General features: G+C 73.5%; 22 protein-coding genes. 13 read left to right on the top strand and 9 right to left on the bottom strand.

Annotated features, from left to right (window positions below; all coding sequences use genetic code 11):
• Positions 1-84 precede the first annotated feature (84 nt).
• Positions 85-903 (top strand): hypothetical protein, encoded by an 819-nt coding sequence (locus tag EV376_RS26075; RefSeq protein ID WP_130327458.1) that lies wholly within the window; start codon positions 85-87, stop codon positions 901-903.
• A 132-nt stretch (positions 904-1,035) separates the two neighbouring features.
• Positions 1,036-3,252 (top strand): transglycosylase domain-containing protein, encoded by a 2,217-nt coding sequence (locus EV376_RS26070; RefSeq protein WP_130327456.1) that lies wholly within the window; start codon positions 1,036-1,038, stop codon positions 3,250-3,252.
• 80 nt (positions 3,253-3,332) lie between these two features.
• Here EV376_RS26070 and EV376_RS26065 read toward each other — a convergent pair whose 3' ends face one another.
• The 3 genes from EV376_RS26065 to EV376_RS26055 are packed head-to-tail and all read right to left on the bottom strand — an operon-like array spanning position 3,333 to position 5,587.
• The gene (locus tag EV376_RS26065) at positions 3,333-4,643 is read right to left on the bottom strand and encodes a phospholipase D-like domain-containing protein (RefSeq protein WP_130327454.1); all 1,311 of its coding nucleotides are present in this window, start codon (positions 4,641-4,643) and stop codon (positions 3,333-3,335) included.
• 47 nt (positions 4,644-4,690) lie between these two features.
• The gene (locus tag EV376_RS26060) at positions 4,691-5,023 is read right to left on the bottom strand and encodes a YciI family protein (protein ID WP_130327452.1); all 333 of its coding nucleotides are present in this window, start codon (positions 5,021-5,023) and stop codon (positions 4,691-4,693) included.
• Between the two features lie 6 nt (positions 5,024-5,029).
• The gene (locus tag EV376_RS26055; RefSeq protein WP_130327450.1) at positions 5,030-5,587 is read right to left on the bottom strand and encodes a dihydrofolate reductase family protein; all 558 of its coding nucleotides are present in this window, start codon (positions 5,585-5,587) and stop codon (positions 5,030-5,032) included.
• A gap of 112 nt (positions 5,588-5,699) precedes the next feature.
• Here EV376_RS26055 and EV376_RS26050 point away from each other — a divergent pair, with 112 nt between their 5' ends.
• Positions 5,700-6,215, top strand: a complete 516-nt coding sequence (locus tag EV376_RS26050) for a winged helix-turn-helix transcriptional regulator (RefSeq protein WP_130327448.1) — start codon at positions 5,700-5,702, stop codon at positions 6,213-6,215.
• Between the two features lie 27 nt (positions 6,216-6,242).
• Here the strand turns inward: EV376_RS26050 and EV376_RS26045 are convergent, their stop codons facing one another.
• Positions 6,243-6,785 carry a hypothetical protein gene (locus EV376_RS26045; RefSeq protein WP_130327446.1) on the bottom strand — a complete coding sequence of 181 codons (543 nt, stop codon included), beginning with the start codon at positions 6,783-6,785 and terminating at the stop codon, positions 6,243-6,245.
• 187 nt (positions 6,786-6,972) lie between these two features.
• On the opposite strand from EV376_RS26045, the gene EV376_RS26040 reads away from it, so the two are divergent.
• Positions 6,973-7,773: a Scr1 family TA system antitoxin-like transcriptional regulator gene (locus EV376_RS26040; protein WP_130327444.1), complete on the top strand. Its 801-nt coding sequence runs from the start codon at positions 6,973-6,975 to the stop codon at positions 7,771-7,773.
• Positions 7,770-7,952, top strand: a complete 183-nt coding sequence (locus EV376_RS26035; RefSeq protein ID WP_130328873.1) for a DUF397 domain-containing protein — start codon at positions 7,770-7,772, stop codon at positions 7,950-7,952. The genes EV376_RS26040 and EV376_RS26035 overlap by 4 nt, the downstream gene beginning before the upstream one ends.
• A gap of 10 nt (positions 7,953-7,962) precedes the next feature.
• On the opposite strand, the gene EV376_RS26030 is transcribed toward EV376_RS26035, so the two are convergent.
• Both EV376_RS26030 and EV376_RS26025 read right to left on the bottom strand, forming a co-directional pair.
• Positions 7,963-9,810 (bottom strand): thiamine pyrophosphate-requiring protein, encoded by a 1,848-nt coding sequence (locus EV376_RS26030; protein ID WP_130327442.1) that lies wholly within the window; start codon positions 9,808-9,810, stop codon positions 7,963-7,965.
• Between the two features lie 175 nt (positions 9,811-9,985).
• Positions 9,986-11,413, bottom strand: coding sequence for a glycoside hydrolase family 10 protein (locus EV376_RS26025; RefSeq protein WP_130328872.1), 1,428 nt, complete (start codon positions 11,411-11,413; stop codon positions 9,986-9,988).
• Between the two features lie 243 nt (positions 11,414-11,656).
• Between EV376_RS26025 and EV376_RS26020 the strand changes: the two genes are divergently transcribed.
• Both EV376_RS26020 and EV376_RS26015 read left to right on the top strand, forming a co-directional pair.
• Positions 11,657-12,532: a TrmH family RNA methyltransferase gene (locus EV376_RS26020; RefSeq protein ID WP_486482938.1), complete on the top strand. Its 876-nt coding sequence runs from the start codon at positions 11,657-11,659 to the stop codon at positions 12,530-12,532.
• Positions 12,533-12,618: 86 nt separating this feature from the next.
• Positions 12,619-14,508, top strand: coding sequence for a PucR family transcriptional regulator (locus EV376_RS26015; protein WP_130327439.1), 1,890 nt, complete (start codon positions 12,619-12,621; stop codon positions 14,506-14,508).
• A 180-nt stretch (positions 14,509-14,688) separates the two neighbouring features.
• Here EV376_RS26015 and EV376_RS26010 read toward each other — a convergent pair whose 3' ends face one another.
• Positions 14,689-16,038: a MurL-like N-terminal domain-containing gene (locus EV376_RS26010; RefSeq protein WP_130327437.1), complete on the bottom strand. Its 1,350-nt coding sequence runs from the start codon at positions 16,036-16,038 to the stop codon at positions 14,689-14,691.
• Positions 16,039-16,124: 86 nt separating this feature from the next.
• On the opposite strand from EV376_RS26010, the gene murD reads away from it, so the two are divergent.
• Positions 16,125-17,471 (top strand): UDP-N-acetylmuramoyl-L-alanine--D-glutamate ligase, encoded by a 1,347-nt coding sequence (murD, locus tag EV376_RS26005; protein WP_130327435.1) that lies wholly within the window; start codon positions 16,125-16,127, stop codon positions 17,469-17,471.
• Positions 17,472-17,505: 34 nt separating this feature from the next.
• Here the strand turns inward: murD and EV376_RS26000 are convergent, their stop codons facing one another.
• Complete coding sequence (locus EV376_RS26000) at positions 17,506-18,489, bottom strand: hypothetical protein (RefSeq protein ID WP_130328871.1); 984 nt, start codon at positions 18,487-18,489, stop codon at positions 17,506-17,508.
• 99 nt (positions 18,490-18,588) lie between these two features.
• Here EV376_RS26000 and EV376_RS25995 point away from each other — a divergent pair, with 99 nt between their 5' ends.
• The 4 genes from EV376_RS25995 (at position 18,589) to EV376_RS25980 (ending at position 23,216) form a co-directional block, all read left to right on the top strand.
• Positions 18,589-19,464 (top strand): hypothetical protein, encoded by an 876-nt coding sequence (locus EV376_RS25995; protein ID WP_130327433.1) that lies wholly within the window; start codon positions 18,589-18,591, stop codon positions 19,462-19,464.
• Between the two features lie 7 nt (positions 19,465-19,471).
• The gene (locus EV376_RS25990) at positions 19,472-20,317 is read left to right on the top strand and encodes a hypothetical protein (protein WP_130327431.1); all 846 of its coding nucleotides are present in this window, start codon (positions 19,472-19,474) and stop codon (positions 20,315-20,317) included.
• A gap of 104 nt (positions 20,318-20,421) precedes the next feature.
• Positions 20,422-21,729, top strand: a complete 1,308-nt coding sequence (locus tag EV376_RS25985) for an aspartate aminotransferase family protein (protein ID WP_130327429.1) — start codon at positions 20,422-20,424, stop codon at positions 21,727-21,729.
• Positions 21,726-23,216 carry a CoA-acylating methylmalonate-semialdehyde dehydrogenase gene (locus EV376_RS25980; protein ID WP_130327427.1) on the top strand — a complete coding sequence of 497 codons (1,491 nt, stop codon included), beginning with the start codon at positions 21,726-21,728 and terminating at the stop codon, positions 23,214-23,216. The genes EV376_RS25985 and EV376_RS25980 overlap by 4 nt, the downstream gene beginning before the upstream one ends.
• Here EV376_RS25980 and EV376_RS25975 read toward each other — a convergent pair.
• Positions 23,188-24,603, bottom strand: coding sequence for an acyltransferase family protein (locus EV376_RS25975; protein ID WP_130327425.1), 1,416 nt, complete (start codon positions 24,601-24,603; stop codon positions 23,188-23,190). The genes EV376_RS25980 and EV376_RS25975 overlap by 29 nt on opposite strands.
• A gap of 185 nt (positions 24,604-24,788) precedes the next feature.
• On the opposite strand from EV376_RS25975, the gene ngcE reads away from it, so the two are divergent.
• On the top strand, positions 24,789-26,201 hold the full coding sequence (gene ngcE, locus EV376_RS25970) for an N-acetylglucosamine/diacetylchitobiose ABC transporter substrate-binding protein (protein WP_130327423.1): 1,413 nt from the start codon (positions 24,789-24,791) through the stop codon (positions 26,199-26,201).
• The last annotated feature ends 42 nt before the right edge of the window (positions 26,202-26,243 follow it).

Genomic DNA, 26,243 nt, shown 5'->3' with positions numbered 1-26,243 from the left:
CACCATCGGTCGTAGGGCGGGTGGTGACCAGGCCTCGGGGCGCCCCGGCGCGTCCCGCACCGCTCGTGCGGAGCGAGGTGACGCATGAAGGATCCGGGTAGGCGATCACCCTCCTCGGCGGCGGAGACCGGGGCACACGATCCGGTCGCGCCCCTCGGCACCCGGCGTACCGGGGGTGGGTTCGGGGTGCTGCCCTTCGTCGCCGAGCCCAAGTGGACGGCGCCGGCCACCAACGCCACCTGGGCGTGGTCGCTGCGCCGGCTGGCCCGCGCGGCGGTCTGGCTGCTCCCGGCGTACGCGCTGCTCTACGGCCTCGTGTCGATGGCCAGTGACGGCGGCATCGGCAACGACCCGTACCCGGCCGACGGCCGGCCGCTCTACCTGGTGGGCTGGGTCGCGGCGGTCTGGCTCGGGCTGCTCGCCCTGCTCGCCCTGACCGGCCTGCTCGCGGCGGCCCGCAGCCGCCGGGCCGCGGTGACCGGGCTGCTGCTGAGCCTCGCCGGGACCGTGCTCATGCTGCCGTTCGCCGGCCTGGCCGAGGAGACGCCGGTCTTCGGTACCAGCGCCCGCACCCTGGTGCTCGTCGGCTCCACCTGCTACAGCCTGGGTTGGCTGGCCACCGGGTGGGCGGTCGCCCGCTCGGGCATGTTCAGCATGGGGGACGGCACCATGCTGATGATCGCGGCGCCGCTGCTCGGCCTGGCCGGGTCGCTGATCGGCTCGCTGCAGACCTTCGGCGCGATCTTCGTGCTGATCGCCGGTATCGGCATCGGCTACCGCTCCGGCCGCCTGATCCCGCGCGACATCATCCGCGACGCGACGGCCGCCAGCCTCTCGGCGACCCCCGGAATCCCCCCCGCCCCAACCACCCCAACCACCCCCCAAGGCCCCCTCCCCACCTGACCCCCGCCCGCCCCGTTGTGGGGGGAGTGGGGGAGTTCGGCTGGGAGGGGGGTGATTACTTGCCGTGAGGTTGCTGACAGGTCACCCCCGAGGGTGGTCGATTGGTGGCTTTCGTGGCAATCCTTGGGGACCATGGCCTCCCGTACGCCCCTCGCGCGGCTGTTCACCGTGCTGCTCGCCGGCCTGCTCGCCGGCCTCGTCCTGGCGGTCGCCGCGCTGCCGGGCAACCTGCTGCTCGGTTACGCCACCCGCGCTGCCTTCGGGAGCTACGAAGCGCTGCCGGACGCCCTGCGTACCCCGGCCACGCCGCAGCGCTCCTACCTCTACGCCAACGACGGCAAGACGCTGATCACCACGTTCTACGACGTCAACCGCACCGACGTCACCCTCGACGAGATCGCCCCGGTGATGCGGCAGGCGATCGTGGCCGCCGAGGACCGCCGCTTCTACGACCACGGGGGCGTCGACCTGCGCGGCATCGCGCGCGCCCTGGTCGCCAACGTCTCCGGCGGCGAGACCGCGCAGGGCGGCTCGACGCTGACCATGCAGTACGTCCGCAACGTGCTCAAGACCGACCCCGGCCGCACCGCCGCGGAGCGCGCCGCCGCCACCGAGCAGACCGTCGGGCGCAAGCTCCAGGAGATCCGGTACGCCAACGCGCTGGAGCAGCGCCTCGGCAAGGACGAGATCCTCAACCGCTACCTCAACATCGCGTACTTCGGGTCCGGGGCGTACGGCATCGCGGCAGCCAGCCAGCGGTACTTCGCCAAGTCGCCGGCGAACCTGACCCTGGCCGAGGCGGCGCTGCTCGCCGGCCTGGTGCAGTCGCCGGAGGCGTACAGCCCGATCGACGGCGACGCCGACGCGGCGCTGGCCCGGCGGGCGTACGTGCTCGACGCCATGGTCGCCACCGGCGCGATCACCGCCGAGCAGGCCGCCGCGGCGGCGGCCGAGAAGCTGACGCTGCGGCCCTCCGCCCAGCCCAACGGTTGCACCGCGATGGCCGGCGGCCACGACGACTGGGGCTTCTTCTGCGACTACCTGCGCCAGTGGTGGCTCACCCAGCCGGCCTTCGGGGAGACCGTCGAGGAGCGCGAGCAGGCGCTGCGCCGCGGTGGCTACACCGTGGTCACCTCGCTGGACCCGCAGATCCAGGCGACCGCGCAGAAGCAGGCCACCGGTGTCTACGGGTACGGCAACAAGCGTGCGCTGCCCATCGCCGCGGTGGAGCCGGGCACCGGCCGGGTCCTCGCGATGGCCGTGAACCGGCACTACAGCCTGGCGGCGAACCCGGACGGCCAGACCAACCACCCGAACACCGTCAACCCGCTGATCTCCGGTGGCGGCAGCGTCGCCGGCTACCAGGCCGGGTCGACGTTCAAGCTGTTCACCGTGCTCGCCGCCCTGGAGGCCGGCAAGCCCCTGTCCACCGGCTTCGACGCGCCGAGCCGGCTGCCCACCCGGTACGCCGCGGACGGCGACGGCGCCTGCGCCGGCCGCTGGTGCCCGGCCAACGCCAACCCGGAGTGGATGGACGGTTACCGGATGATGTGGGACGGCTTCGGCCGTTCGGTGAACACGTACTTCGTCTGGCTCGCCGAGCAGGTCGGGCCGGAGAAGGTCGTCGAGATGGCCCAGCGCCTCGGCATCACGTTCCGGGCCGACGCCGACGCCGCGTTCGCCGCGAACGACGCCGAGAACTGGGGCGCCTTCACTCTCGGCGTCGCCTCCACCACCCCGCTCGACCTGGCCAACGCGTACGCGACGGTCGCCGCGGAGGGGACGTACTGCAAGCCGCTGCCGGTGGTCTCGGTGACCGCGCCGGACGGCTCGGCGGTGCCGGTCGAACCGTCCTGCAAGCGGGTGCTCGACGCCGATGTGGCCCGGGCCGCCACCGACGCGGCCCGCTGCCCGGTCGGCCAGCAGTCCCCGTTCGGTCAGTGCAACGGCGGCACCGCCACCTCGGTGAACCGGATCCTGGACGGCCGGCCGGTCGCCGGCAAGACGGGCAGCTCCGAGGAGAACGCCACCGAGACGTTCGTCGGCTTCACCCCGCAGGTCGCGGTCGCCGGGATCGCCGCCAACCCGGACGACGCGACCGACGCGGTCGGCGCGGCCGTCCAGGCGCGGGTGATCGACGCGGTCGCCCGGGTGATCGCCACCGCCGTCAAGGGCGAGCCGGAGCTGGCGTTCGCCGCGCCCAGCCCGGAGCTGGTCGGCGACCCGCGCCGCCCGGTCGAGCGCCCTGAGCGGGTGGAGCGCCCCGAGCGGGACGAGCGCGGGCCGCAGCGCGACCGCGCCGAGGATCCGCTGGAGACCTTCCGCCGCTGGCTCGACCGCCGCGGCTGAGGTGCGCGGAGGGGCCCCCTTGTCCAACGCCAGGCGTTGGAGGAGGGCCCTTCTCAAACACACCCGCGCGGCGGCACCGCTCAGCGGACGGCTCCGCCGCGGGCCCGGCAGGTGTCCCGCACGTGCCAGAAGTCGCGCAGGTAGTCGTCGTGCATGCCGCGCCCCATGATGCGTACCAGGGTCTCGTCGGCCTGCCGCAGCGCCGAGACCGCGTAGTTGTGACTGCCGGTGAAGACCCGCGGCACGATGTCGTCGTCGTACGCGCCGTCGATGAGCATGTATTTGTTGTGGGTCCGGACGTCCAGCCCCGGGCCGATGTTGAAGTTGCACCTGGTGAGCTGGATGTTGCCGCCCAGCGCGTTGAGCACCGCCGTGTTCGCCTCGGTGTAGACGACGTCCACCCAGCAGCCGGCGTTGCGCAGCGCGGTGAGCCGCTTGGCCACCTCGGGCCGGGTGAACGAGTACATGTTGACCCGGACGTCGGTCTGCCGGCGGGTGCCCGCGTCGTCGTAGCTGCACGAGGTCACCGAGTTCAGGATGCTGACGACGGTGTCGGTGGCGGGGTCGGAGATCGGCTGGCCGGAGCGTTCCCGGCGGGGGAAGAAGTGCGCCTTGTAGGTGCTGCCGGTCGGCGTCAGCCAGTAGTAGTTGTTGTCGCCGGTCGAGCTGTACCGGTGGGAGCGCAGATCCGCGAAGTACGTCCGGTACGCGTTGTACGTCGTGGCGTCGCTGAAGGTCACCGCGTTGTTGTACGCCTCGTTCGCGTCCCACCAGGTCAGGTTCGCCGAGCCCTGGAAGACCACGTTGGGCACGGTCACCCCGGTGTCGAGCACGACCTTCGAGGCGGTGAGGAACTTGTTGTGGTTGTACGCGGTGACCGTCGAGTCGGTGTAGCTGATCGCCCGGGTGCCGATGCAACCGCGGTCCTGGCTGGGGAACCGGTCCGAGCAGTGCACGATGTACGAGCCGGCGGTGTCGTTCGAGCCGAGGACCGGTTGCAGGCGTTGGAACGGGCGTCCGGTCGCCGAGGAGTGGTCGAGGATGATCTTCACCCGGACACCCCGCTGGTGGGCCCGGATCAGGCGGCCGGGGATGTCCGGGGTGCTCGCCGTGTCGGTCACGTCGGAGAACGAGAAGTGGAACCACGACATCTGGATCTCCTCGCCGGCCGGGACCCGGTCGATGATCCGGGCCAGCTGCGTGAAGATCGCGTTCTGCTCGGCGACCGTGCCGAGCGGCCGGCTGAACACCGGTTTGTTCATGACCGGATCGGGTTCGGCGGCGCTGGCCGGCGCGGGGAGCAGGGCGGGGACGCCGGCGGCGGCCAGGACGGTCGTGAAGACCACCGCCGACCGGAGCGCGCGCGACGGCAGAAATCTACAGATCTGCATCCCTGGATGCTGTCACCGGCGCCGGCCGCCCGGCTACCCCTCCCGGCCTAGGGTGACTCCCGCAGGGGCCAGACCTCGACCACGCCGTGCGCGACCGCACACGGCGTCTTCGACGCCAGGGCGATGGCTTCCTCGATCGTCGCGGCTTCGATGATCGCGAACCCGGCCACCGGGAGTGCGGACGACATGAAGCGGCCACTCGCCACGGTGACGCCGGCATCGTCGTGGTTGCGCACCTGCACGGGTTCACCGGCGATGCCCAGGTCGGCTCCCGCCGCGCGCAACCGCGCATCGTGCGCGTGCGCCTCGTCGCGTACCGCCGTGTCGGTGCGGTGGTAGCCGTCCTGGTCGCCGTACCCGATCGTCACGAACTTGGCCACGGTGGATCACCTTCCCCGGTAGCGCAGGTAGACCACGCCGTTGCTGAACCGCCGCTCGTCGAGCAACTCCAGGTCGGCGCGCACATCCGTGGGGAAGAAGGGATTGCCGCCGCCGACGATCGCCGGGCCGACGATGAGCTGGTACTCGTCGACCAGCCCGGCCCGGATCGCGTGTGCCGCCAGGTGTGGCCCGTCGACGGTGAGGTCGAGTTCGGACTCCGCCTTCAGCTTCCGCACCGCCTCCGGGTCGAAGGTCCGCTCGATCCGGGTCCGCTCGGTGGACACCTCGTCCAGCGTCGTGGAATAGACGATCTTGTCGGCCGCCTGCCAGATCCGCGCGCAGTCGAGGATGAACGGTGGCTGGTCCGGCACGGTGTGGGCGGTTTCCCAGTAGCTCATCACCTCGTACATGCGGCGGCCGTAGAGGTATGTGCCGATGGAGCGCATGCGGTCGTTCATGAACTGGTGCGACTCTTCGTCGGGTGCGCCCCAGCCGAAGTTGCCGTCCCGGTCGCTGACGTAGCCGTCGAGTGACGTGATCATCGAGTAGATCAGCTTGCCCATGCGGGGCCTCCCTGCCTCGTCGTCGTGACCGATTGCGGTCTGCAACCAGCTCGCCGACCGTAGCGTAGACTGCTTTCATATCGCAACCAGTCGTCGGAGAGGGGGGACCGGAGTGGCCGTCGCGCCCCGCTCGGGTTGCCCGATCAACCTGTCGCTCGAGGTCTTCGGCGACAGGTGGAGCTTGTTGATCCTTCGCGACATGATCTTCGGCGGGCGGCGGCACTTCCGTGAGCTGCTCAACGGCTCGCAGGAAAGGATCGCCTCCAACATCCTGGCCGCCCGGCTGAAGCACCTGGTCGATCTCGGCATGCTCACCAGACACCCCGATCCGGGGCACAAACAGAAGACGATCTACAGCCTGACCGAGGCGTCCATCCAGCTCGTCCCGGTGCTGGCGGCCCTGGGCGGCTGGGGTCGTCGGTGGCTGCCGGTCACCCCCGACCTGGCGATCCGGGCGCAGCTGCTGGAGGAGGGCGGGCCGGAACTCCACGAGCGGTTCATGGCCGAGCTTCGCGAAGAACACCTCGGCATCCCCGTCGAGCCGACACCCGACGGCAGGAGCGTGCGCGAACGCCTGCACGAGGCCTACCTGGCCGTGACCGAGCAGCATCCCGAACCGTCCACGTGACACCCGCCCGTCGTGGACCTGTCCCGCTCAGCGCCACCGGTCGACCGGTGCGAACGGCGACCGGGCGCTGGGGTGCGCCGCCAGGTCGAGCAGCCGGCGGATCTGGCACGTGAGGACGCGCCCGTGCCGCAGGGACACCGCGACCTCGGCGCCGGTGTCGACGGCCGCCAGCGCCAGAGCCGGCTCCGCACCCGGGGCGACACCCTGGGCGAGCGTCAGGTGGACGACGCCGGACTCCGGCTGGCCGCCGCCGATCGGCAGCCGGACCGACCGGTGACGCCCACGGGCGCGGCAGTCCCGCCGGTCGCACCACGGCGGATGGCCGGGGTCGCGGCGGTCGCCCAGCCGGCCGGTCGGGTAGACGTGCACGTGCCCGCAGGGCCGGGTGACGTCCGGGGCCAGGGGGACGGGATGACCCTGGAGGCCGGCCCGGCCGATCGCGGCGAGAGCCGGGTCGGTGTGCAGGTCGCAGGCGTACGCGTTCGCGTCGAGCGAACCGGCCGAGTAGACCTCGATCCGCGCCGACGCCGCCTCGCCACAGAACGGCAGCACGAACGGTAGGGCGGTCATGGGCCTCCTTCCACAGGCGGCGGCGCCGGAACGAGCGGGGGATCTGGTACGCCCGGCGCCGCCGCCCCCAGCCTGGTGACGACACCGTTACGCTGGGAAGCTTCCGCAGGTAGCCGGGGAGCCCGGGCGCGGTGCCGGAGAACGACCGTGAGCCGCGCCGGGTCGGCGTAGAGCGAGTGGAGAGCCGATGAGCGTGTCCGCGTCGGAGTTCCTCCTGGCCGAGCTGCGCCGCCAGCGCACCCTCGCCGGCCTCACCCAGGACGAGCTGGGCGAGCGGGCGCACTTCTCCGGCAAACAGGTCAGCGCCGTCGAGCTGGGCACCCGGCCGCCCCGCGAGGACTACCTCGCCGCGATCGACAAGGCGCTCGACACCGGCGGGCTGTTCGTCCGGCTCTGGTCCGACCTGGTCAAAGGCGACGCCGCCCCGGTCTGGCTGCGCGAATGGATCGAGGTCGAACGCGAGGCGGTCCTGCTCCGCTGGTACGAACCGGCGTTCATCCCGGGCCTGCTCCAAACCGAGGGGTACGCCCGAGCGACGCTCGCCGGAGTTCCGCTGCCGGCGTCCCGGGTGGATCAGCTGGTCTCCGCCCGGCTCGCCCGCCAGGAGATCCTCCATCGGGAGAACCCGCCGCAGGTTCTCGTGGTGATCGACGAGATGGCGCTCCGCCGGCCGACGGCCAACCACCCATCCGTCATGGCGGAGCAGTTCCGGCTGCTGCTTGACCGCGCGCGGCAGCCGAACATCCAGCTGGCCGTGGTACCGACGACCGCCGGCCTGCACCCCGGACTGCAGGGCGGCTTCATCCTGGGCACGCTGCCGGACGGAGCGACAGTGGCCCACCTTGACCACCAGGTCAGGGCGCAGGTCGTCGCGCAGGCCGACGACATCGTTACTCTTCAAGGGATGTGGGAGACGGTGCGGGGTGAAGCTCTGTCGCGGATTCAGTCACTCGCACTGATCGAGGAGGTGGCCAAGCCATGGACGTGACCGCAGCCCAGTGGCGGAAGTCGACCCGCTCGGGGTCGAACGGCGGGTCCTGTGTGGAGGTTGCCGACAACCTTCCCGGCGTGGTGCTGGTGCGCGACTCCAAGGACCGCGACGGCGGGACGCTGCGCTTCGAGCCGTACGCCTGGCGGGTCTTCGTCGCCGCGGTGAAGCGCGACTGACCGGCGGCGCTCAACCCCGGCGCGGCTTGTACGCGCTGACCGTGGCCGGCAGGCCCCGGCGGAGGATGCCGGCCCAGTCGGTGTCGCCGCGCAGCACCGCCGCGGCGGTCTTGCGGGCCTGGTCGGCGGTGAAGTGCGGCGGCAGCATCAGCTCGGCCGGGTCCACCAGGGCGTTGATGACCGTGGGGCGGTCGGCGTTCAGGGCGCGATCCCAGGCGGCGGGCACCTGGTCGGGGGAGTCGACCAGCTCGCCGCCGAGCCCCAGCACCTCCGCCCACCGGTGGTAGCCGATGTCGGGCAGCTGCTGGCTGTCCGGGAACATCGGGGTGCCCTCGCTGGAGCGCTGCTCCCAGCTCACGAACGCCAGGTCCCGGTTGTTCAGGACCAGCACCACGAAGCGCGGGTCGGCCCAGCCGCGCCAGTACTTCGCCACCGTGATCAGCTCGTTGACGCCGTTCATCTGCATCGCGCCGTCGCCGATGAGGGCCACCAACGGCCGGTCGGGGTGGGCGAACTTGGCGGCGAGGGCGTACGGCATGGCGCCGCCCATGGACAGCAGGGTGCCCGACAGGCTGGCCAGCATCCCCGGGCGGACCTGGATGTGCCGCGCGTACCAGGCGGTGGCGGTGCCGCAGTCGACGGCGAGCAGCACGTCGTCGGGGAGCCGGTCGCTGAGGCTGCTGAAGAGCAGCTGCGGGTTGACCGGGTCGGCCGACTGCCCGGCCAGCTCCCGCTGCGACTGCCGCCACGCCGACGTGTCCCGGGCGATCGTCTCCCGCCAGCGCGTCGGCCCGGGGCCGGGGCCCAGCTCGCGCAGCAGCGCCCGCAGCGTCGGGGCGGCGTCGCCGGTCAGGTTCACCTCGGTCGGGTAGCGCAGCCCGAGCAGGGTGCCGTCGTGGTCGATCTGCACCGCGCGGGCCTGCCCGGGCGGCGGGTAGAACTCCGAGTACGGCATGTTGCTGCCGACGATCAGCAGCCGGTCGCACCCCTGCATGAGCTGCCAGCTCGGGCGGCTGCCGAGCAGGCCGATCGCGCCGGTCACCCAGGGCTCGCGGTGGTCGACGGCAGTGAACCCGAGCAGGGCGGTCGCCACGCCGGCGCCGAGCCGGTGGGCGATCTCGCGGACCTCCGTCTCGGCGCCCAGCGCGCCCTGCCCGACGAGCATCGCCACCCGCTCACCGCCGCGCAACACCTCGGCGGCGCGGCGGACGTCGGCCTCCGGGGGCACGGTCGGCGCGCTGCTCGGCACGCTGCTGGTGTGGTAGTAGCCGTGGGCGTACGGGGGTTCCGGCACGGCGGGCTTGTCCTGCACGTCGAGCGGGAGCACCAGGGCGGTGACGGTACGCCGGGCGAGCGCGGTCCGGCAGGCCCGGTCGACCAGGTGTTGGACCTGGGCGGGGTGGTCGAGCTGGGCGAGGAAGGCGGCGGCGACGTCCTTGTAGAGGGCGAGCAGGTCGACCTCCTGGTAGTAGCCGCCGCCCTCGGCGGTGAGGGCGGTGTGCCCGACCAGCGCCACGACGGGCTGGTGGTCGAGCTTCGCGTCGTACAGGCCGTTGAGCGCGTGGATCGCCCCCGGGCCGCTGGTGACCAGCACGCACCCGAGCGGCCCGCCCCCGTACTTGACGTGCGCCGACGCCGCGAAGCCGGCGGTCTCCTCGTGGCGTACCTGGATGAACTGCGCCTTCTCGGCGGTGCGTTGCAGGGCGGAGGTCATGCCGTTGATGCCGTCGCCCGGGAAGCCGAAGTAGCGGCGGACGCCCCAGCAGGCCAGCCGCTGCACGAGGTGGTCGGCGACCGTCGGGTTGCGGGGCAGGGACCACGGCGCGGTCGGCCGCCACCCGTCACCGTCGATGCTCATCGAATCCCCTCCGCTGCCCGGGTGTTGAGAAGGGCCCTTCCTCTATCGCGGGCGTTGACAGGGGCCCTTCCTTACGCGCGGGGGCGACATTCCCCGGGCGTCGGCGTGGAAACGCCCCGAACGGGTGGCGCCCGGTGCGGGGAGGGGAAGCCCGCACCGGGCGCCGTGGCGAGGGTCAGCTCGCCGAGCAGCTCGGGGTCGGCGTGCCGCTGGCGTTGCCGTTGGCCTGGAACCCGAACTCGGTGGTCTGGCCGGCGCCCAGCCGGCCGTTGTAGCTCACGTTGCTGAACTGGACCGTTCCGCTGTTGGCGCTGGGCGTGGCGTTCCACGTGTTGACCAGCGTCGCGCCGCTGGGCAGCGCCAGGGTGACCGCCCAGCCGTTGGTGCCGGAGGAGCCGGCGGTCACCCGGACGGTGGCGACGAAGCCGCCGTTCCAGGTCTGCAGGCTCACCGCGGCGGAGCACCCGCCGGGGCCGGGCGGGGGCGTGGTCGGCGGCGGGGTGGTGGGCGGCGGGGTGCTCGGCGGCGGCGTCGACGGCGGCGGGGTGGTCGGCGGCGGCGTGCCGCTGTTGAGGGCGTTCAGCACCGCGGTGTACGCGGGCTTCTTGTTGCCGCTGCCGTCGAAGAGCAGCGGGTTCTGGTAGGACCGCCACGAGTCGCTGTCCCGGATGCCCCACACGGTGATGCCGTTGCACCGGGCGACGGCGAGGCAGTCCTCGACCACCCGGCGGTAGGTGTCGGCCGAGGCGCCCTCGATGTCCAGCTCGGTGATCTGCACGTCCACGCCGAGCGCGGCGAAGCTGGACAGGGTGGTGCGGTAGTTGCTCGGGTACGGCGACTGGTTGTTGAAGTGCGACTGGAGGCCGACGCAGTCGATCGGCACGCCGCGCTGCTTGAAGTCGCGGACCATCCGGTAGACGGCCTGCGTCTTGGCGTGGCTCCAGTCGTCGGTGTTGTAGTCGTTGTAGCAGAGCTTCGCGTTCGGGTCGGCCGCCCGGGCGGCGCGGAACGCGGCCTCGATCCAGTCGTCACCGGTGCGCTGCAGGTTGGAGTCGCGCCGGGCGCCGCTGCTGCCGTCGGCGAACGCCTCGTTCACCACGTCCCACGAGTCGATCTTGCCGCGGTAGTAGGTGGCGACCTGGGTGACGTGGTTGAGCATCGCCTGGCGCAGCGCGCTGCCGGACATGTTCTGCATCCAGCCGGGCTGCTGCGAGTGCCAGGCCAGCGTGTGGCCGCGTACCTTCATCCCGTTGGAGCGGGCGTGGTTGACGATGCGGTCGGCGTTGGCGAAGCTGAACTGCCCCTGCTGCGGCTCGGTCGCGTCGATCTTCATCTCGTTCTCGGGCGTGACCGAGTTGAACTCGCGGTTCAGGATGCCCACGTACGTGCCGTCGGAGAGCTTGTTCGCCGCGACCGCGGCGCCGAAGTAGCGGCCCTTCTCGGCGGCGGACGCGCCCAGCGTCGTACCGGCGCTGGCCGTCGGGGCGAGGGCGACCGTCGCGCCGGCGACGAGCGCGCCGGTGACCGCGACGGTCAGGGCGAGGCGCCGGGCGGTATGGGCCCGGGTCGATCGGTCCCCACGTGGGACCGGGGGGTTGCTCATGTCGATGCCTTCCGGGAAAGTCGGATGGTGGGTGCGGGTGCCGGGGCCGGCGCTGCCCATCCGCGCCGGGAGCGACCCGCGCAGGCCGCCCGGAGGCCTGCTGAAGATCACGACCTGGAGAATCTCATCCGCGCGGATCGATGCTATCGGAATGTTTCCGGAAGCCTCAACCGTCGATGTCGACTGGTTTCCCGCAGATGACGGCCAGCAGACCAAGTCGTGGTCGGGGCGAGCGGCCGGAAGATTCCCGATAACGCGACCGGTGCCGGTCCTCGTCGAGCCGTCCCCGCCGTCCGGCAGAATCGTCGGGTGCCCGTCCACCAGATCACCGACCCCGACGACGAGCGGATCGCCGACTACCGCGCGCTCACCGACGTCGAACTGCGGACCCGCTGGGAACCGCCGCACGGGCTGTTCATCGCCGAGGGCGAGTTGGTGCTGCGCCGCGCCCTGCGGGCCGGGTACCCACCCCGGTCGTACCTGGTGGACGCCAAACGAGTCGACCAGATCGCCGACCTGGACACCGGCGAGGCGCCGGTCTACGCCGCCACGCCGGACGTGCTGCGGCAGGCCACCGGCTTCCACGTACACCGGGGTGTGCTGGCGTCGTTCCGGCGTTGCCCGCTGCCGGCGGCAGCCGACGTGCTCGCCGCCGCCCGCCGGGTGGTGATCCTGGAGGACGTCAACAACCACACCAACCTCGGCGCGATCTTCCGGGCCGTCGCCGGGCTCGGCGTCGACGCGGTGCTGCTGTCGCCGACCTGCGCCGACCCGCTCTACCGGCGCAGCGTACGGGTGAGCATGGGCGAGGTGTTCGCCGTGCCGTACGCGAAACTCGACCCCTGGCCGGACGCGCTCGCCGAGGTCCGCGCCGCCGGGTTCACCGTGCTGGCGATGACCCCGGCCCCGGACGCGGTCCCGATCCAGCACCTCGACGCCGGCCAGCGCGCCCGCGCGGCGTTGCTGCTCGGCGCCGAGGGCGCGGGCCTGACCCGGGCCGCCCTGGACGCCAGCGACGTGCGGGTGGTGATCCCGATGCGGCGCGGGGTGGACTCCCTCAACGTCGCCGCCGCCACCGCCGTCGCCGCCTGGGAACTGGGCCGCGACGACCCGCTCTGACCGCCGGAGGCACTCAGCACGAGGGCCGTACGCTGCGCCGGTTCGGCCGCTCGCCCTGCCTGGTGACGGACGGTAGCGTATCGCCCGTGTTCCCTACCGTCCGTGAGGTCCTCGCGCTGGAGCCCCTGCGGCACGGCGCGCCACGCCTCGTCGCGGGCGACGCCGGGCTGGACCGGCCGGTCCGCTGGGTGCACGTGGCGGAGGTGCCCGACATCGCCACCCTGCTCGGCGGCGGCGAGCTGGTGCTGACCACCGGGATCGGGCTGCCGGCCGACGACGCCGGGCTGCGGGCGTTCATCGGCGGCCTGGCCGACGTCGGCGTGTCCGGCCTCGTGGTCGAGCTCGGCCGCCGCTACGTCGGCGGGGTGCCCCGGGTGATGGCCGCCGCCGCCGAGCGGCGCGGGCTGCCGCTGGTGGAGCTGCGCCGGACCACGCCCTTCGTGCGGATCACCGAGGCGGTGCACGCGCTGATCGTCGACGCGCAGCTCACCGAGCTGCGGGCCACCGAGGAGATCCACCAGCGCTTCACCGAGTTGTCGGTGGAGGGCGCCGGGGCGGGCGAGGTGGTCCGGCAGGCCGCCGAGCTGTCCGGCTGCCCGGTGGTGCTGGAGAACCTCTCCCGGCAGGTGCTCGCGTACGACCCGGCGGGGCAGAGCGCCGAGCTGCTCCTCGACGGCTGGGAGCAGCACTCCCGGCGGATCCGGCCGGCCGGGCGGACGGCGTACGACGCCGACAGCGGCTGGCTGGTGACCATGGTCGGTGCCCGCGGGCAGGACTGGGGGCGGCTGCTGCTGCGCTGGCCCGGCGACGGCGAACTGACCACCCGGCGCGGTGCGCCCGCGCACGGCCGGGCCGACGGCGGCGGGCGGACGCCGGTCCCCGGCCGTACCCCGGACACCGCACCGACCCGGCTCACCATCCTGGTCGAGCGGGCCGCCTCGACCCTGGCCCTGGGCCGGCTCATCCGCCGCGACGCCGAGAGCCTCGAACGGCAGTTGCACCGCACCCTGTTGACGGCGCTGCTCGACCACTCCCGGCCGGTCGACGAGGTGGCGCTGCGGGCCCGGGCCCTGGGCGTGGTGCTGGAGCGGCGGCACCTGGTGGGCGTGGTGGTCCGGTACCGCGACGACGCGCCCCCGGACGGCGGGGCCGAACCCGCCGGCGACTGGCTCGCCCCGGGCGGGCAGGAGGCCGGGCCGGCCCGATTGCGGGACCTCGCCGAGGCGGTCGGACACGCGGTACGCGAGGCGAAGGTGAGCGCCCTGACCAGCGCCCTCGACGACCAGTCCGTGGGCGCGCTGCTCGCGGTGCCGGACGCGGCGGCCGAGGAGCGCGCGCTGGCGGCGTTCGCCGCCGCCCTGCGCCGGCATCGCCCCGAGGCGTTCGCCGCCCGTGACCGGCCCGGCGCCGACGGGGCGCCCGGCCCCGGCGAGGCGGCGTGGGCCGATCGCCCGGACGGCGTCCCGATCGGTCGCGGCGCCCCGCTGCCGCGCGCCGGCGAGGCGGGTGTGCCCACCGCCGCGGTCGGGGCGGTGGTCATCGCCGCCGGCTCGGGCGTGGGTGGCCTGCGGGAGGCGCGCCGCTCGCTGGTCGAGGCGCGGCAGGTCGCCGACGCCGCCCGGCGGGACCGGCGGGACCTGCCGGTCTTCCGGCTTCCGCACGTCGGGCTGGCCGGCCTGCTGCACCTGCTGCGCGACGAGCCGCGCCTGCAGACGTTCGTCGAGCGCGAGCTGGGCGCCCTGCTGGCGTACGACGCCCAGCACCCGCGGGAGCAGTTGCTCGGCACGCTGCGCGCGTACCTGGAGCAGGGGCGCAACAAGACGGCGGCGGCGAGCGCGGCGCACCTGTCCCGCCCGGCGTTCTACGAGCGGCTGGCCCGCATCGGCCGCATCCTGGACGTCGACCTCGACTCGGTCGACGCCTGCCTCAGCCTGCACGTGGCCCTACTGGCCCTGGACGCCATCCGCACCCCGTAACCCCGCCCCACCCGGCCCCCACCCCGCCCCGCCCTCCCGCCCCCGCCGCCCCGGCCGCTCACCAGGTTGATCAAGAAGTTTTGGTCCTGATTCAGCCTCGATCAGGACCAAAACTTCTTGATCAACGCGGTGGGGGTGGGTGGGGTGGGGGTGGGTGGGGTGGGGGTGGGTGGGGTGGGGTTAGGTCAGGGTGTCCAGGGTTTTCAGGTAGAGGGTGGGAGTGTGGGTGGGGCCGCCGGGGGTCAGCACGTCGGAGCTGGCCGCTGCGCTCCAGGCGGTCTCCGGTACCGCGTCGATCAGGGCGCGGACCACCGGGGCGTCGCGCCACTGGTCCTGCTCGGCGAGCAGGCTGAGCGCCACCACGGACTCCTCGACCTCGCCGACGCACTCGAACGGCTTGTGCCCGTCCACGCCGAGCAGTTCGCGGTAGCCCGGCAGCTGCGCCGGGTCGGCGAGCAGGTCCCCGCCGAAGATGTGCGTGATCCGCTCGCGCGGCATGAACGGCGCCAGGGCGAGGAAGACGAACCGGCACTTCGGGCAGTTCCGGCACCAGCGCTCGGTCGCGCCACGCAGCTTGAACGCCGCGTTGCAGCTGGTCACCACGTCGTCGTAGCGGTCGATCGAGGCGAACAGGCGGGCGATGTGCAGCTCCGACAGCTGGCGCAGCAGCGAGAAGTACGGGTCGGTGAGCCCGGCGTGCTCGGCGAGCGCCGCCCGCAGCAGCCCCTCAGCCTCGACGCCCTTGGACCACTGGTGGTTGATCTCGTGCCCGTTCCACACCAGGTTCGGGTCCGAGGCCGAGCGCTCGTTGGACATCACCACCGGGCCGAGCCCGTTCAGCACCGCCGTGGCGACCGCGATCAGCGAGTTGATCGCGGTGACCGGGATGTGGCCGTTCAGCGCACCCGCCGCGTTCAGGTCGAACAGCACCGGGTCGATGCGCCGCCGCGCCGCCAGCGCCGGCAGGCCGGAGGCCGCGTTCACCGACTCGATCACCCGGTTCGGGTTGACCGAGAACGGCATCGGGTCGAACCCGCCCCGGCGCAGTGCCTCCAGGCTCACGATCGAGTCCTTGCCGCCCCCCACCGCCGAGACCGGTCGGCGGCCGTAGGTGTCGTACCCGACGGCCGGCGCCACCTCACCGGGCGGTACCTCGGGACGCAGCTCCAGCACGTGCGGCAGCGCGTTGCGGTACGCGTACTCCCCGAGGCCCTTGGTGTAGACGGCCGTGACCAGCTCGACGGCGGCCGACCCCAGCGGCGCCGGCAGCACCAGCCGGCGCGGCGCGGCGGTCTTGTAGTAGCTGACGCCCGCGACCACGTGCAACAGCTCCAGGACCCGGCCCAGGGTCGCCACCTGCTCGTCCGACGGCGGCGCCGCGGGCAGCGGGAGCGTGACCACCTCGGTGCAGCGTTGTTCGCCGTCGGGCCCGGTCAGGGCGTAGTCGAACAACGCCTCTCCGGTGGACAGGTCGATGGAGTAGGACGGGAAGGTGAAGGCGTCCATCCGCCGCGGCTGCTCGTTGGGCACACGCCATACTAGGCCCTGGTTCGTCCGCCGTGCCCGAGTGCGCCGGACCCGCCCGCCGACGTCGTCGACACCTCGAGGAGAGCCCCGTGCGCCTGTCTGACCTGCGCGGACGCAAAGTCGCCGTCTGGGGGACCGGCCGGGAGGGCCGGGCCGCGGTGACCGCGATCGCCGCGCACGGCCCGGCGGACCTGGTCGCCGTCGACGACAGCGGATCGTTCCTCAGCCTGCCCTGGGACGGCCCGCTCGCGGAGGCGGCGCCGCTGGTCACCGGCGCGGCGGGCTTCGACCGGCTGGCCGCCGCCGACGTGGTGGTCCGGTCGCCGGGCGTGCCGAACACCCACCCGTGGCTGGTCGAGCTGCGCGGCCGCGGCGTGCCGGTCACCCAGGGCACCGCGCTGTGGATGGCCGACCACGCGGCGCGCACGGTCGGCGTCACCGGCAGCAAGGGAAAGAGCACCACCTCCAGCCTGATCAGCCACCTGCTCACCGCCGTGGACCGGCCCAACGTCTTCGGCGGCAACATCGGCGTGCCGACCCTGGACCTGCCGGACGCCGAGCTGTACGTCCTGGAGCTGTCCAGCTACCAGTGCAGCGACCTGACCGACTCGCCCCGGGTTGCCGTGGTCACCGCGCTCTTCCCCGAGCACCTGGACGCGCACGGCGGCGAACGGGAGTACTACCACGACAAGCTCAACCTGCTGGCGCACGACCCGCAGACCATCGTCGTCAACGGCGCCGACCCGAGGCTCGCCGCCGAGCTCGGCGACCGGCCCGCGGTACGCGCCGGCGCGCCGGACACCACCCACGTGGCGAGCGGCCCGGACGGGGCGTCCTGGTTCCACCTCGGCGACCAGCCGCTCTTCCCGCGCGCGGTGCTGCCGCTGGTGGGCCGGCACAACGAGGGCAACCTCTGCGTGGCGCTGGCCGTGCTCGACGCGCTCGGCGTCGACGTGGCCGGCCGCCGGGACACCCTCGCCGTGGCGGTCGCCGAGTTCCAGGGGCTCGCCCACCGGCTCACCGAGATCGTCGACCCGTCCGGGCTCACCTTCGTCGACGACACGCTCGCCACCAGCCCGTACGCGGCCATGCACGCCATCGACGCGTACGACGGGCGGCCGCTCACGGTGATCGTCGGCGGCACCGACCGGGGCCTGGACTACACGCCGCTGCGCGAGCACCTCGCCGAGCGGGAGCTCACCGTGATCGGCATCCCGGACAGCGGGCCGCGGATCGTGGCCGCGCTCGACGGCCTGCCGAAGGTGCGCTGCGAGGCCGTCGAGGAGCTGGTCGACGCGGTCCGGCTGGCCCGGCAGGTCACCCCGGCCGGCGGGGTGGTGCTGCTGTCCCCGGCCGCGCCGAGCTACGGGCGGTTCCGCAACTTCGAGCACCGCTCGGAGGTGTTCGCCCAGGCGGTCCGCGACACCGCCGGGTGACGTGTGCGGAAGGGATCCGCTACGACGCCAGGCGTCAGGAAGGGGCCCTTCCGCACCGCAGCGCGGCGTGCAGGGCGCGCAGCGAGCGGATCGCCGAGCGGATCTCCTGCAGGTACCGGCCCGGGGTGAGGGTCGGCTCGGGCAGCACGGCCACCTCGGGCAGGGCCGGGTCGACGCCGACCGTCTCGATGCCGCAGCCGTGCGGCAGGGCGAGCGTGCGCAGCGCGTCGCAGTGCTGGAACGGCACGTAGATCGGTGCGGTCACCAGCAGCACCGGATCGCCGGGGGAGAGGGCGACGTGCCCGGCCCAGAACCGCTGGGTGTCGGCGGTGTGCGCCCGCCGCCGCTCCGGCTCGCTCGACGGCGCCGCCAGCACCCGCACCGGCGGCAGGCCACCGGGCCGGTACGTGCGCGACGACCACGAGTGGTGCGGGTGGCCGGCCGCGTGCCCGTCCTCCTCGGCCGGCGCCGGTACACCGAACAGCCGCCGCACGGCCGCGTCCAGCACGTCGACCTCGGTCGGGCCGGCCGGCAGCCCGGCGTCGGCCAGGGCCCGCCGCTCCAGGTCGGACAGCGGGCGGAAGCTGCCGAGCACGGCCAGCTCGCCGCTCGCCGAGACGCCGGCGCGCAGCAGGTGGGCGGCGTACGCCACGCGTCGTACGCAGGCGTGCGCCAGGCCGCCGAGCACCACCAGGTGGGCGTAGCCGGACCGGGCCGGCGGGACCGGGTGGACCAGGCCGAGCGCGGCGGCCGCGTCGAGCACCAGGCTCGCGGTGGCCGGGTCGAGGACCGGCTCGCGGGCGTCCGGGCGTTCCCGGCCGGCGCGGAAGCCCCAGTGCCGTGCGGAGAAGGCGTCCAACCCGTCGAGGACGTCGGCGAGGTCGCCGCTCGGCCAGGTGCCGCCGAAGCGCGCGACGAGGGCCCGCAGCGGGGCCGACTCGACCCAGTCCCGCACCTGGGCGGCGATCCGTCCGGCGTCCGTGCCGGTGGCTGCGCGGGGCAGGGCCACAGTCTCCATCCGCACCGGACGATCCTAACGACGTACCCGGCGTGGTGGGGTGGTGACGCCTTGTGTCCGGCTCGTACGCTGGCGGCGGATCCCGATTGGAGGGCACCGATGGTGGGTGACGTGCTCCGGCGCGGGGCGGGCCGGCGGGGCAGGGCGGCCGGTGGAGTGGTCCGGCTGCTGGCGCACACCGATCCGGTGGCGCTGACCGGGATCGGGCTGTCCGTCCTGCTGTCGATCACATTGGACCTGACCAACGCCGCGACCGGTGTCGAGTCCCTGCTGGCCGGTCTGATGGGCATCACGATCTCGCTGCTGGTCGACTCGCTCGCCCGCGGCGAGCGCCGCTTCCAGCTGCGGTCGTTGCTGGAGGGCCCGCCCTGGCTGGCGCAGGCCACGCCGCACCTGGTCACCGCCGTGCGCACGGCGGCCGAGGAGCACGCGGGCACCCGGGTGGCCGCCGAGGCGCGCCGCCGCTTCGAGGAGTTCCGGCAGGAGGCGGAGCAGTTGGCCGCCGGCCGGATCAGCCGGCCGGGCGACGACGACGAGGACCTGCTCGCCGCCACCCGGGAGTGCGTGCGCCGGCTGGACGCGGTGACCAACGTGGTGCCGCGGCTGGGCGGGGAGCTGGCGTGGTGGCGCAGCGACATCGGGCGGCGGTACTGGGCGGCCAACCTCGCGGCCCTCGGCCGCGGCGTCGCGATCACCCGGATCTTCGTCTACGTCGGTGCGTCCGAGGAGTTGTCGGCGCTCGTGGCGGAGCAGCGCCGGGCCGGGGTGCGGGTCGGCCTGCTGCAGCTGGGCGTGATCGGCCCGCGGTGGCACGGCAACCTGGCGGTCTGGGACGGCACGAGCTGCTGGGAGGCCCGGATGAGCGCGCACGGCGAGGTCACCGAGAACATCTTCTCGGTCCACCCGCCGGACGTCGAGCGGCTGTCGCGGGCGTTCGACCGGTGCGCGGCGGCCGCGACCTACCAGGACGGTTGACCGCCCGGTGACGTGGAGCGGCGTCCTGCTCGTGACGGCCGTGGTCTGGGCGGTCAGCCTGATCCGGTCGGTGCGGCTGCGGGCCCTCGTCTACAGCCTGCCCCTGCCGATGACGCTCGCCCTGGTCGCCACCGGGCACCGGGTGGACGGCGCGCAACTGCTCGGGGTCGTCGGGCTGAACCTCTTCTTCGGCACGGTCGCCCTCACCCACCAGCGGTGGCGGTGGCCGATCGCCCTCGCCGACCTGGCCGGGATCGGGCTGTACGTGGCGACCAGCGCCGTGCTGCTGGCCGTCCCGCTGCCGTTCGGGGCCGCGCTGGCGGTGGCCCTCCTGCTCTGGGCCGGGGCGATGGTGGCCGGCCACCGGTGGGCCGGCCGGGCCGCGGACCCGGTCGAGCCGGGCGCGGGCGGCGGGGACGGGTTGTCGGCGCCGGCGAAGCTGGCGGTGATCCTCGCCGGGTCGGTCTGCACCGGCCTGCTCGGTCACCTGCTGCGGGGGATGGTGGTCACGTTTCCGTACTCCGGGGTCCTGGTCGCCGTGGAGGCGCGCCGGCACCTGGTGGAGTTCACCCGGCACTTCAGCCGCAACAGCCTGGCCCTGGTCGGTTTCCTCGCGGCCTACCACCGGCTCCAGGACGTCTCCACCGGCTCCGCCCTGGCGGCTGCCTGGGCCGCGTACGCGCTGGTCGCCGCGGCGCTGCAGCTGCCGGTGTGGGTCCGGGGCGCCGGGCCGGCGCCCCGCGGCGGCGGCGGTCGACGGTGGCGGCGGGCCGGCGCCGACGGTCCGTCCGGCGGCGCCGGGACGCGCCGGCCGCGGCGGTGGCCGCGGACGCGGACGAAGCCCGTCGCCTGACGTCCTGTCAGGCGGCGGGGCCGGGCACGCTACACCGTGCCAGTTGTCCCCGGCGCGGCCCGGTGAGAGCGTGCGAAGACCCCTACCGCGCTGAGAGGTGCACGATGACCGCCGACGACCTGCTGGCCCGGCACCGGGCCGTGCTCCCGTCCTGGATGCCGCTGTACTACGCCGAACCGATCGAGCTCGTCTCCGGCGAGGGCCGCCGGGTCACCGACGCGCAGGGCCGCACCTACCTGGACTTCTTCGGCGGCGTGCTGACCAACATGATCGGCTACGACATCCCGGAGATCCGCGCGGCGGTGCAGCGCCAGCTGCGTACCGGGATCGTGCACAGCTCCACCCTGTACCTGATCCGGCAGCAGGTGGAGCTGGCCGAGAAGGTGGCGCGGCTGTCCGGCATCCCGGACGCGCGGGTGTTCTTCACCAACTCGGGCACCGAGGCCAACGAGGCGGCCCTGCTGATGGCCACCAACCACCGCCGCTCGCACCAGGTCCTCGCCGTGCGCAACAGCTACCACGGCCGCTCGTACGCGGCGATGGGCGTCACCGGCAACCGCGGCTGGTCGGCCAGCCCGCTCAACCCGTTGCAGGTGGCCTGGCTGCACTCGGGCGAGCGGCTGCGCGGCCTGCTCGCCCGGCTGCCGGAGGCGGACCGGATCGACGCGGCGGTGGACGACCTGCGCGAGGTCCTCGCCACCCAGACCGCCGGGGACGTGGCCTGCCTGATCGCCGAGCCGATCCAGGGCGTCGGCGGATTCGTGCACGGCCCGGACGGGCTCTTCGCGGCGTGGAAGAAGGTCCTCGACGAGCACGGCATCCTGCTCGTCTGCGACGAGGTGCAGACCGGCTGGGGGCGTACCGGCGAGCACTTCTGGGGCTACCAGGCGCACGGCGTCACCCCGGACCTGCTGACCTTCGCCAAGGGCATCGGCAACGGCTTCGCCCTCGCCGGCGTGGTCGGGCGGGCCGAGGTGGTCGAGTCGGTGCCGGCGATCAGCTTCTCCACCTTCGGCGGCAACCCGGTCTCCACGGCCGCCGGCAACGCGGTCCTCGACTACCTGCTCGACCACGACCTGCAGGCCAACGCGGCCCGGGTCGGCGCGATCCTCGCCGACGGACTGCGGGCCGCCGTGGGCGGGCTGCCCGAGGTCGCCGAGGTACGCGGCAAGGGCCTGATGCTCGGCGTCGAGTTCGTCCGGCCGGGCACCGGCGAGCCGGACCCGGCGCTGACCACCCGGGTCTTCGAGGCGTGCCGGGTCGGCGGCCTGCTCGTCGGGAAGGGCGGCCTGTACGGCAACGTGCTGCGGATGGGCCCGCCGCTCACGCTGACCGAGGACGAGGCCCGCGAGGGGCTGGCCATCCTGGTCGACGCGATCCACGCCGGCACGGTCGAGGGGGCCGACGCATGAACCTGATCGGGCACTTCATCGACGGCAAGCGCGTCTCGGGCGCCGCCGAGCGGCGCGGCGACGTCTTCGACCCGGCCACCGGCGCGCGTACCGGGCAGGTCGAGCTGGCCTCGGTCGCGGACGTCGCGGTCGCGGTCGAGGCCGCCGAGCGTGCCGCGCGGACCTGGCGGGACGCCTCCCTGGCGAAGCGGACGGCGGTGTTGTTCGCCTTCCGCGAGCTGGTCCACGCGCGGCGCGACCGGCTCGCCGAGGTGATCACCGCCGAGCACGGCAAGGTGCTCGCCGACGCCGCCGGCGAGGTGCAGCGCGGGCTCGAGGTCATCGAGTACGCCTGCGGCATCCCGTCGGCGCTGCGGGGCGGGTTCAGCGAGAACGTGTCGACCGAGGTCGACTCGTACAGCATCCGCCAGCCGCTCGGCGTGGTGGCGGTGATCAGCCCGTTCAACTTCCCGGTGATGGTGCCGCTGTGGTTCGTCCCGGTCGCGGTGGCCGCCGGCAACGCGGTGGTGCTCAAGCCCAGCGAGAAGGATCCGAGCGCGGCCCTGCTGCTGGCGGAGTGGTTCGCGGAGGCGGGCCTGCCGGACGGGGTGCTCAACGTCGTCAACGGCGACAAGGAGGCGGTGGACGCCCTGCTGGAGCACCCGGCGGTGAAGGCGGTGTCGTTCGTCGGGTCCACGCCGGTGGCCCGGTACGTGCACCAGCGCGGGTCGATGGCCGGCAAGCGGGTGCAGGCGCTCGGCGGCGCGAAGAACCACATGGTGGTGCTGCCCGACGCCGACCTGGACCTGGCCGCCGACGCGGCCGTCAACGCCGGGTTCGGGTCGGCGGGGGAGCGGTGCATGGCGATCTCGGCGCTGGTCGCGGTGGAGCCGGTCGGCGACGCGCTGGTCGCGAGGATCGCCGAGCGGATGGCCGGGCTGCGCACCGGCGACGGCCGGCGCGGCTGCGACCTGGGCCCGCTGGTCACCGCCGCGCACGCCGAGCGGGTGCGGTCGTACGTCGAGGCGGGCGTGGCGGCCGGCGCGGTCCCGGTGGTGGACGGGCGGGACGTGCGGCCGGACGGTGACCCGAACGGCTTCTGGCTCGGCCCGACCCTGTTCGACCGCGTCAGCACGGACATGTCGATCTACACGGACGAGATCTTCGGGCCGGTGCTGTCGGTGCTCCGGGTCGGCTCGTACGACGCGGCGGTCGACCTGGTCAACGCCAACCCGTACGGCAACGGGACGGCGATCTTCACCAACGACGGTGGCGCCGCCCGGCGCTACCAGCACGAGGTGGAGGTCGGCATGGTCGGGATCAACGTGCCGATCCCGGTCCCGATGGCGTACTACTCCTTCGGTGGCTGGAAGGCGTCGCTCTTCGGCGACCTGCACGCGCACGGCGAGGACGGGGTGCGCTTCTACACCCGGGGCAAGGTGGTCACCAGCCGGTGGCTGGACCCCCGCCACGGCGGGGTCAACCTCGGCTTCCCCACCCAGTCCTGAGCAGCCGCAGGGTGCCCGCCCCGGCCAGGTAGGCCACCAGGGCCGGGCCGGGCAGCCCGAGCGGCTCCGGGGCGGCGCGGGCGGTGACGGCGTTGTCGGCCAGCGCGTACACCACGGCGGCGAAACCGGCGGCGGTGAGGGCGGTACGGACGGTGGCGCGGCCGCCGGTCGGCGCCCCCCGGTCGGCCGGCGTCGCGCGGCCCCCGGACGGCGGGGGGACGCGGGCGGCCGGGGGACGGCCGGTGCGCGCCTCGACCGGCCCGAAGACGGCCACCAGGGCGGCGAGCACCACCCCCAGCAGCAGCAGCCACGGGATCCGCCAGGCCAGCCAGGCGGCCGAGCCGGCCGGCGGGGTCGGCAGCAGCCCCAGCGCGTGCAGGCCGCCGACGGCGAGGATCGCCGCGCTCAGGTGCCACAGGAAGACGGTCAGCACGACGGCGTTCACCGCGATCACCGCCAGCCAGGGCCGGTCGCGGCGCAGCCAGCGCCGCGCGGGCCCGCGCAGCAGCAGGATCAGCCCGAGCTGCGCGGTGGTCACCGCGAGCAGCGCGAGGCTGGGCGGCGCGGCGTTGTCCAGCCGCTCGCCGGGGATGTTGATCATGCTGATCGGGTAGGGGCCGGGCCCGGTGAGCAGCGCCGCCACCGCGAGGCCGCCGAGCAGGAGCGCCCAGCCGGCCCGCCTCGACAGCGGCAACCGCCGGGTCCGCGGTCCGCCCCGGGCCTCGGCCGGCGGTTCGCGGTGGGCGTCGTACCAGGCGAAGCCGAGTTGGTGCACGGCCAGCCAGCCGAGGACGTAGTTCGGCAGGGCCGCCTCGCCCGGCCCGAGGGCGCGGCCCAGGTCGCCCGCCGCCACCAGGAGCGCCAGGGCCGCCGGCACGAGAAGCCCGTAGCGGCGGTGCAGCGCGTACATCAGCGGCGTCAGCGGCACCACCACGAGGTACGCGACGAGGAACCACAGCGGGATGGTGGCGAACCAGACCACCGTGCGGATCAGCGACGGCTCGGCGCCGAGGAGCCGGGCGGCCAGGGCCCCGGCCGCCAGGGCGAGCACCAGCACGCTGGTCGGTCGCAGCAACCGCGCGCTGCGGCCGAGCAGCCAGCCGGTGCCGTCGCCGCCCCGGCCGCGGTGCGTGGTCAGGGAGGCGGCGTTGGCGTAGCCGCCGACCAGGAAGAAGACCGGCATGACCTGAACCGCCCAGGTCAGCGGGTAGGCCCAGGGCAGGTCGGGCAGCGCGGAGCGGGCGGTGGGCCGGCCGTCGTCGTACGCGATCGCGGCGACCGCCCAGTGACCGAGGACGACCAGCACGATCGCGAGGGCCCGGAGCAGGTCGATGTAGCGGTCCCGGCCCGGTGGGGTGGCCTCGGCGAGCCGGCGCAGTCGGCCCATGGCCGCTAGCGTAGGCGACCCCGGCGGTAACGGTTCGGTGTTCGGGGCTTGAAGTCCGGGCGCTCCTGTCGTAGAAATTCTTCAGCAAGATTCAACAAACTGAAGACAAACTTCCCCCCGCCTCGCGCGACGGCCCGCCACCCCCGTGTCCGGCGGCCGCCGGAGACCCGATCCGAGGAGCGACCATGAACAGGCGTGACATCCTGCGGCGTACCGCCGCCGCCGGCCTCCTGGCCACCCCCGCCGCCGGCCTGCTCGCCGGCTGCGCCACCGGCGGTGGTGACGACAGCGACGCCGGCACCCACAAGGGCACCAAGAGCGAGCAGAACCCCCTCGGCGTCAAGGAGGACGCCCCGCTCGAGGTGGTCATCTTCAACGGTGGCTTCGGCGAAGAGTACGCGAAGGCCCACGAGGCCATGTACACCGAGAAGTACCCGAAGGCGACGATCAAGCACTCGGCGACGCAGGAGATCAACAAGACGCTCCAGCCGCGCTTCGTCGACGGCACCCCGCCGGACGTGGTGAACAACTCCGGCGCCGGTCAGATCGACTTCAACGGACTGGTCTCGCAGAACGCCATCGCCGACCTCGGCGACCTGCTCAACGCCCCGAGCCTCGACATCCCCGGCAAGACCGTCAAGGACACGCTGCTGCCCGGCGCGGTCGAGGTCGGGTCCTACGACGGCAAGTTCCTGGTGCTGAACTACACCTACACGGCGTACGGCATCTGGCACTCCACCAAGCTGTTCGCCGACCGGGGCTGGCAGTACGCCAAGACCTGGGACGAGCACATCGCGCTCTGCAAGCAGATCAAGGCCGCCGGCATCGCGCCGTGGACGTACGCCGGCAAGCACCCCCGCTACATGAGCTGGCCGCTGATCGCCACGGCCATCAAGTTCGGCGGGCCCTCCGTCGCCACCGCGATCGACAACCTCGAGCCGAACGCCTGGAAGTCCGACGCGATGAAGGCGGCGGCGGACGCCTGGCACCAGATCGTCAAGGACAAGTACATCCTGGACGGCTCGCCCGGCCTCGACCACGTGCAGTCGCAGACCGCGTGGTGCCAGGGCAAGGCCGCCTTCATCTCCTGCGGGTCGTGGCTGGAGAGCGAGCAGGCGAAGGTCACGCCCGAGGGCTTCAACATGACGATCCAGCCGACGCCGAGCCTGGGCAGCGGCGACAAGCTGCCGTTCGAGGCGATCCGCGGCACCGCCGGCGAGCCGTTCATGGTGCCGGCCAAGGCCAAGAACATCGCCGGTGGCCTGGAGTACTTCCGGATCATGCTGTCGAAGAAGGGCGCCCAGGACTTCACCCGCAAGGTCTCCAGCCTGACCGTGGTGGCCGGGGCGACCGAGGGCATCGACCTGCCGTTCGGCCTCAGCTCCGTGACCAAGGCGCTGGACGCCTCCGGCAGCAACGGCTTCAACTGGGTCTACAACAACTACTACCGGAAGCTGGAGCGCGAGCTCGTCGACGCGGCGTGCGGCGAGTTCTTCAGCGGCCGGATCGGCCCGGCCGAGTTCCTCGACCAGTGCCAGCAGGGCGCCGACTCGATCGCCCAGGACAGCTCGATCAAGAAGTACAAGCGGGCCGCGTGACATCCGGCCGGTGGGGACGGCATCATCCGTCCCCACCGGCCC

It is taken from the genome of Micromonospora sp. CNZ295 (genome assembly GCF_004217535.1).
Note: the sequence above shows the minus strand (reverse complement) of the source record. Positions and strands in the feature narration are given on the sequence as shown.

What these genes read in the sequence shown, in the direction of transcription:
- EV376_RS26075 (WP_130327458.1), top strand. Translation starts at nt 85, where the DNA reads ATGAAGGATCCGGGTAGGCGATCACCCTCCTCGGCGGCGGAGACCGGG.
- EV376_RS26070 (WP_130327456.1), top strand. Translation starts at nt 1,036, where the DNA reads ATGGCCTCCCGTACGCCCCTCGCGCGGCTGTTCACCGTGCTGCTCGCC.
- EV376_RS26065 (WP_130327454.1), bottom strand. Translation starts at nt 4,643, where the DNA reads ATGCAGATCTGTAGATTTCTGCCGTCGCGCGCGCTCCGGTCGGCGGTG.
- EV376_RS26055 (WP_130327450.1), bottom strand. Translation starts at nt 5,587, where the DNA reads ATGGGCAAGCTGATCTACTCGATGATCACGTCACTCGACGGCTACGTC.
- EV376_RS26045 (WP_130327446.1), bottom strand. Translation starts at nt 6,785, where the DNA reads ATGACCGCCCTACCGTTCGTGCTGCCGTTCTGTGGCGAGGCGGCGTCG.
- EV376_RS26040 (WP_130327444.1), top strand. Translation starts at nt 6,973, where the DNA reads ATGAGCGTGTCCGCGTCGGAGTTCCTCCTGGCCGAGCTGCGCCGCCAG.
- EV376_RS26030 (WP_130327442.1), bottom strand. Translation starts at nt 9,810, where the DNA reads ATGAGCATCGACGGTGACGGGTGGCGGCCGACCGCGCCGTGGTCCCTG.
- EV376_RS26025 (WP_130328872.1), bottom strand. Translation starts at nt 11,413, where the DNA reads ATGAGCAACCCCCCGGTCCCACGTGGGGACCGATCGACCCGGGCCCAT.
- EV376_RS26000 (WP_130328871.1), bottom strand. Translation starts at nt 18,489, where the DNA reads ATGGAGACTGTGGCCCTGCCCCGCGCAGCCACCGGCACGGACGCCGGA.
- EV376_RS25995 (WP_130327433.1), top strand. Translation starts at nt 18,589, where the DNA reads ATGGTGGGTGACGTGCTCCGGCGCGGGGCGGGCCGGCGGGGCAGGGCG.
- EV376_RS25985 (WP_130327429.1), top strand. Translation starts at nt 20,422, where the DNA reads ATGACCGCCGACGACCTGCTGGCCCGGCACCGGGCCGTGCTCCCGTCC.
- EV376_RS25980 (WP_130327427.1), top strand. Translation starts at nt 21,726, where the DNA reads ATGAACCTGATCGGGCACTTCATCGACGGCAAGCGCGTCTCGGGCGCC.
- EV376_RS25975 (WP_130327425.1), bottom strand. Translation starts at nt 24,603, where the DNA reads ATGGGCCGACTGCGCCGGCTCGCCGAGGCCACCCCACCGGGCCGGGAC.
- ngcE (WP_130327423.1), top strand. Translation starts at nt 24,789, where the DNA reads ATGAACAGGCGTGACATCCTGCGGCGTACCGCCGCCGCCGGCCTCCTG.